Annotated in this window: 4 protein-coding genes; all 4 read right to left on the bottom strand. The window is 49.1% G+C overall.

Translation table 11 applies throughout. The features are described 5' to 3' along the window. Positions 1 to 210: 210 nt before the first annotated feature. Positions 211 to 1,356, bottom strand: a complete 1,146-nt coding sequence (locus ACR2PX_RS04670) for a 5-(carboxyamino)imidazole ribonucleotide synthase (protein ID WP_433998202.1) — start codon at positions 1,354 to 1,356, stop codon at positions 211 to 213. Between the two features lie 4 nt (positions 1,357 to 1,360). Further along, positions 1,361 to 1,846: a 5-(carboxyamino)imidazole ribonucleotide mutase gene (gene purE, locus ACR2PX_RS04665; protein ID WP_433998201.1), complete on the bottom strand. Its 486-nt coding sequence runs from the start codon at positions 1,844 to 1,846 to the stop codon at positions 1,361 to 1,363. Between the two features lie 148 nt (positions 1,847 to 1,994). Next, a complete protein-coding gene (dprA, locus tag ACR2PX_RS04660) occupies positions 1,995 to 3,125 on the bottom strand; it encodes a DNA-processing protein DprA (protein WP_433998200.1) in 1,131 nt (376 codons plus the stop codon). A gap of 6 nt (positions 3,126 to 3,131) precedes the next feature. Beyond that, positions 3,132 to 4,160 carry a LysM peptidoglycan-binding domain-containing protein gene (locus ACR2PX_RS04655; protein WP_433998199.1) on the bottom strand — a complete coding sequence of 343 codons (1,029 nt, stop codon included), beginning with the start codon at positions 4,158 to 4,160 and terminating at the stop codon, positions 3,132 to 3,134. Positions 4,161 to 4,564: the final 404 nt, after the last annotated feature.

The following is a 4,564-nucleotide window of genomic DNA, read 5'->3' as shown; positions in this document are numbered from 1 at the left end:
TTTGGCCATTTTTTATGATTCTTTTCGTTGAATAGCTCGCTATTCGCCTCAAATAATCATAAAAACTGTCTCAAACCGGACTTTTTCTCGCTACGGTCGGCTAAGTCCGACAGACTCCTAGAACGCTCAAGGCTGTTGCCTCGTTCTACTGAACTTTATACTTGAGCGCTAGCCTCAGTCAGGCTCCAAAAGAATGACTCAAGCCTTCATCTATGACTTTCCTGCAAACTCATGCAGCGCAGGATAAGCAGCCTGGTCGAGCAATTCTGCCAGAGCAGCAAGCTTGCTCTGTAAGCTGTCTAAATCAGCACTGCAAACATTAATATGCCCCATCTTACGGCCCGGTCGCTGGCTTTTGCCGTACCAGTGAATATGACATCCCTCCACCACCATCACAGCTTCAGGAAGAGTATCTTCACCCAGGATGTTGATCATGGTGGTTTCACGGATAAGCCGGGTACTGCCAAGAGGCATACCACAAATGGCACGCAGATGATTCTCAAACTGGCAGGTTTCAGCCCCTTGCTGCGTCCAGTGTCCGGAGTTATGAACTCTTGGAGCGATCTCATTGACCAGCAAGGATCCATTGATATCAAAGAACTCCAGAGCCAGAACGCCGACATAATCCAGACGATCAGCTACCGCGCTGAATATCTGCTTTGCCTGCTCCTGCAATGCCTGATCAGTGATCGCTGTAGAAAGGCTCAAAACGCCATTGGTGTGAACATTTTCTGCCAGAGGATAGGCCGCAACCGTTCCATCTGCACTTCGAGCTCCCACCAAAGAGACTTCACGACCAAAAGGTACGAACTCTTCTGCAACAATGGCCTGGTTCTTAGTAGCAGCTATGCATTCGGCCATTTCTGCCCAGATTGCATCGGCCTGACCGGCTTCTTTTAACCGCCACTGACCTTTTCCATCATAGCCGCCCAGAGCGCTTTTTAGCACCATGGGCACACCCACATGTTCAATCGCTTTCTGGAAATCTTCATAAGACTGGATGACAAAATATCGGGCGTTTTTTACGCCTGCGTCGTCCAACAGCTTTTTCTCGATACGGCGGTCGCCACCCGCTTTTATGGCTTTTGCAGAAGGAAGGAATTTACCGCTTTCTTCGCAGATAGCCAGAATATCAAGAGGAATGTGCTCAAACTCTGCAGTAATAACATCGGCCAGCCTGATGGCCGATGCCAGGTCATCCACTACCGCCTTTCCGTTAACAATAGGCATTTGAGTCAGAGGGTGAACCACTGATTCGCTGCCAACATCATAGGCAGAGATTTTAATGTTCAGCGGTGCGCCAGCCAGTGACATCATACGAGCCAACTGACCTGCCCCCAGGACTAAAACATGCATCAGATTAATCCTCAGCTGGATTGGGATTAGCCAGAACAGTATCGGTTTGTTCTTTGCGGAAAGCTTCTACTTTAGCCATAACCGCTTCATCGTGCGTTCCGATAATTTGAGCTGCCAGAATACCTGCATTGGCGGCGCCCGCTTCACCAATCGCCAGCGTACCTACGGCAATGCCCTTGGGCATCTGGGCTATGGACAGCAATGAGTCCATGCCTTTCAGTGCTTTGGACTGAACAGGTACACCCAGGACAGGTAAGCTGGTAAATGCTGCAGCCATGCCTGGCAGGTGGGCTGCACCGCCTGCACCAGCAATAATGACTTTAAGGCCTCGCTCTTTTGCACCCGTGGCGTAATCAGCCAACAGCTGAGGAGTCCGGTGCGCAGAAACCACTTTGGTTTCATAGCTGACCCCAAACCGATCCAGCATTTCTGCTGCCAGTTTCATTGTTGGCCAGTCTGACTTCGACCCCATAATAATGCCGACTTCCATCTCAAACTCCTGTAAGCCGTGTGATTCTTGGTAGATGATTCGGGTAGATTATAAGAAGAGTTGTACGTTTGAGCGAATAAGCATTAAAAAATCCTTTAATAATTTCTAAACCAGCAGGTAAATGATTATTTTTTGTTCAAAAAACGCTTCATCCTGTCCGGATATAGCCTCCGGGAACCGATTCAATAAACCCTTCCAGCTCCATTTCGGTCAGTATCACAGAGACTTCATCAAACGAGAGGCCTGATATCTGACAGATCAAGTCCACACTGACGGCTTCTCCATTCAGGCTCTCCAGAATCACTCTTTGCACTCCCGATAAATCAGAGCTGATCGGTTCAGGCTCGTCTAAGGACTCCACAAAGGGCCTGAGATAGTTCTGCAGCTCAATCAGAATGTCTTCAACTGATTCAACCAGTACAGCCCCTTCCCGAATCAGTTTATGGCAGCCCCGACTGAGAGGGTTTAAGACTGAGCCCGGTACCGCAAAGACCTCTCGGCCCTGCTCAGCGGCCAATCTGGCAGAAATTAGCGAGCCACTGTTAAGAGCCGCCTCAACCACCAGCACTCCTGAGGACAAGCCACTGATGATGCGATTTCTTCTTGGAAAATGCCCGGCATTAGGAGCCGTCCCCAAAGGAAATTCACTCACTACTGCCCCCTGCATAGCGATTGCCTGATAAAGATCACCATGACTTCTTGGGTAAACCACATCCACTCCGGTCCCCAGCACCGCAATTGTGCTGCCATAACTGCCCAGTACGCCTTGATGGGCCGCTGCATCAATACCCAGGGCCATGCCACTGGTGATAATCAATCCTTTTCTGGAAAGATCTCTGGCCAACTCCTGAGCCAACCGCCGAGCCTGGGGCGTTGGTCTTCGACTCCCTACCATCGCCAGCTGGGGTTCATTCAATAAATCAATATTTCCAATCACATAAAGCAGGGGAGGGGGGTCGCTTAATTCTTTAAGAGCAGCAGGGTACTGAGAGGATTGCAGGGTAATAATGTGATGAGCTTTACTGGATTCCAGCCAGTTTCGACAATGGTTCAGACGCTCAATAATCTCCGGTGTCTCGGGATTAGCAGACAGCTGCGCCGCCAGTTTTTCCGGTAGCCCTATTCTCAGCTCTTGATAAGAGGCAGAAAGGATGGCGTCTGCAGAACCAAACTCCCGAATAAGAGCATTGAACCGAACGGCTCCCAGGCCGGTCTGAAACGAAAGCAGCAGCCATTTGCGTAGCTGCTGCCAGTTGGAATCTTGGGATGGCTGAGTCATTGCACCTCAAGGGCTTTTCAGAGTGTCTCCTACACCTATTTCTTCATAGGCAGTCAGCACAATACCATAGCTCACTTTTTCGAAAGGACGATAAATCATGATCATGCCAGCCTTTTCAGGAGGCAGCTTGATCATTTCACCACTGATCTGATCCTTTACCATCAAGTTCTTGTAGGCATTGAGAATATCGCCCTGACGCAGGCCTTCACGGATACCACGATTAACAATCACGCTGTTGAACTGACCAACTTTCTTCACACCATCAACAACAGAAACAATTTTACCTTCCACTGGAGCATCAGGTGCTCTTGGGAAAAAGGTGGTTTGCATGCTGAAAGCGTCGGCAGGAACAACCTTGTCACCCGGCCTGACTTCCTGCTTACTGGTTTTGATGTTAAGGCTGGCGATGCCATCATCCACTTTCAGCAAAGAGGCATCTGCTACTTCATGACCAATAATGCCAAGAACTTCGCCACTGTCGGGATCGGTCAGAACTTCTCCGGTACGAAGAATATCCAGATTTTTATCCAGAGACCCTATCCGTCCACGGGCATAAACCTTGTCTCCAGCACCAGTGATAATGCGTTCTTGTCTGGAAGCAAACACATAGGGAGCTCCATCTAGCTCCTGCTTGGACGCAAATACCCGGCTGTTTCTGAGAAAAGCATCAATTGCGCTAAGAGGAATAGCAGGAATAGCCGCTTCAGCAGGCAGTGTTCTCACTTTGGGGCTGAGCTTGATGGTTCTGCCACTTTCGCCACGACGGACAATCGTCAGTCTTGGGCGACCATCGATGTAAACCAGACTGACCAGATCGCCTGGAAAAATAAGGTGAGGATTATGAATCTGGGGGTTTGCATGCCAGATCTCAGGCCACAACCAGGGGCTTTTCAGGAAACGATTGGAAATTTCCCAGAGCGTGTCCCCTTTCTTGACCAGGTAATCCTGAGGAGAATCCGATTTGATCGGACTCTCATAAGCCATCCCTACTGACGACAGGCAGAGCAGAAGAACGCCCAGTACTATGCTTCTCATTGGTTCCCGATCCTTTGCGCTTGTTGTTGGTTTTATTCCAGCAGTTTACCAACTGGCCCTGTCATCGGGCAATCCAACTCTTCAACATGAAGAACATCCACCCGCAGAATTGTGACTCATCCTCTATATTTCACTGCACTCACGGCTGATTAAACGCCAGACCAGGGACAAGACTGATTAATTATTGTTCTCGACCTGCCTCCACCTTTCTGTAACAAACTCTCCTGACCAAACCTGAGCACTATCCAACCGTCTGATTTTTGCCTACATTAGTGTTGCTAGGAGTCTGTCGGACTTAGCCGACCGTAGCGAGGAAAAGTCCGGTTTGAGACAGTTTTTATGATTATTTGAGGCGAATAGCGAGCTATTCAACGAAAAGAATCATAAAAAATGGCCAAATCAGG

The organism is Endozoicomonas sp. (assembly GCF_051008435.1).
GTDB lineage: Bacteria > Pseudomonadota > Gammaproteobacteria > Pseudomonadales > Endozoicomonadaceae > Endozoicomonas_A.
This window is presented reverse-complemented; position numbering and strand designations above follow the sequence as displayed.

What these genes read in the sequence shown, in the direction of transcription:
- purE (WP_433998201.1), bottom strand. Translation starts at nt 1,846, where the DNA reads ATGGAAGTCGGCATTATTATGGGGTCGAAGTCAGACTGGCCAACAATG.
- ACR2PX_RS04655 (WP_433998199.1), bottom strand. Translation starts at nt 4,160, where the DNA reads ATGAGAAGCATAGTACTGGGCGTTCTTCTGCTCTGCCTGTCGTCAGTA.
- ACR2PX_RS04670 (WP_433998202.1), bottom strand. Translation starts at nt 1,356, where the DNA reads ATGCATGTTTTAGTCCTGGGGGCAGGTCAGTTGGCTCGTATGATGTCA.
- dprA (WP_433998200.1), bottom strand. Translation starts at nt 3,125, where the DNA reads ATGACTCAGCCATCCCAAGATTCCAACTGGCAGCAGCTACGCAAATGG.